General features: G+C 34.2%; 1 protein-coding gene and 1 pseudogene. Both read left to right on the top strand.

Annotation, left to right across the window (positions count from 1 at the left end; translation table 11 throughout):
• Positions 1 to 56 precede the first annotated feature (56 nt).
• Positions 57 to 544 (top strand): annotated as a pseudogene (locus G3O09_RS21905) (NUDIX hydrolase).
• 137 nt (positions 545 to 681) lie between these two features.
• A complete protein-coding gene (locus G3O09_RS21900) occupies positions 682 to 1,224 on the top strand; it encodes a ribonuclease FAU-1 family protein (protein ID WP_231620834.1) in 543 nt (180 codons plus the stop codon).
• Positions 1,225 to 1,285 lie beyond the last annotated feature (61 nt).

The following is a 1,285-nucleotide window of genomic DNA, read 5'->3' as shown; positions in this document are numbered from 1 at the left end:
ATTGTGTAATATCAGTCGTAATCCTTTGACTTCCAGAATATAGCGAGGAGAAAATAATGATTACTGACAAAAAGATTCACCGAGCTTTTGGAGTTTACACATTTACGCCGACGGAAATACAATACTAGTAATCAATAAGAACAGAGGACCTTACATAAACCGTTATGATCTTCCAGGAGGAAGTTTAGAAGATGGTGAAAGTCTGACAGAAGCATTAAGAAGAGAATTTCTTGAAGAGACTGGTTTTGAAGTGAAAATAGACAAGAACTTGGGTATTGCAGATTTTATGTTACCTTGGGCTCGGAATGAGTGTGAATTTGTCCATCATATTGCAGCCTATTATTTAGTTGAAAAGATCAGTGGCGATATAAAGAAACCTCATCAGTTTGAAGATCAAGACTCTCTGGGTGCGTTGTGGTTGTCAGAAGAAGCAGCAAATATTAGTAATGCATCTCCACTAGTCCTTAAAGCATTTAGGTGGTTAAAGGAAAGTGTATTTGATCCAAATGTTGAGGTTTATAATGGTTGGAAAATTAAAATGTAAGATATTCCACAATTGGCGGCTTATCCGGAACAAGATAAGCCTTTTTTTCATTAAAAAAGATATTGTTATAGTATTAGTAATTTGAAATAATTGGTATAAAGTTAATGGGAATTTCAGAGTAGGAGGTGGGAATTAGATTGCTTAAACGGAAATATGGTGATTACAGAGACTGGAAAAGAGTGACACAGAAAAGATTCGCCCAAACTTTAATAAGTTCAACCGATTTTGAGGGTTATGCAACATTAATTGATATTGTCCAAGTAACAGATCCATTATTTAAAAAATATGGAGAATCAGATGTTTGCATTGTTGACAACGGGTATAAGTGGCTGCAACATTTTCCTCTAAACGAGAAACATTCGCTAACTACGATGTTTAATTCTAAAGGTGAAGTAATTCAATGGTATATAGATATATGTAAAGAAAATGGTGTAGAAAAGAATGTACCGTGGATGGATGACTTATTTATAGATATTGTGGTATTGCCCTCTGGGAAAGTGTTTCATTTAGATACGGATGAACTAGAAGAAGCATATCAACAAGGCTCCATTAATAAACACCTTTATGATATTGCTTGGAATGAGGCTAATCAAGTTACAAAATTGATTGATAACGGAGACTTTAAATTATTTGATTTAGCAAATAATCATAAACATATCTTAGAACAAAAGCTCAACTAGTCTTATTCTACAATCGGGTGCGATTGTGGAAGAAGTAGATGTAATTTCACCCACAAAACCA

It is taken from the genome of Peribacillus alkalitolerans (assembly GCF_010882125.1).
GTDB classification, from domain to species: Bacteria; Bacillota; Bacilli; order Bacillales; family DSM-1321; genus Bacillus_BN; species Bacillus_BN alkalitolerans.
This window is presented reverse-complemented; position numbering and strand designations above follow the sequence as displayed.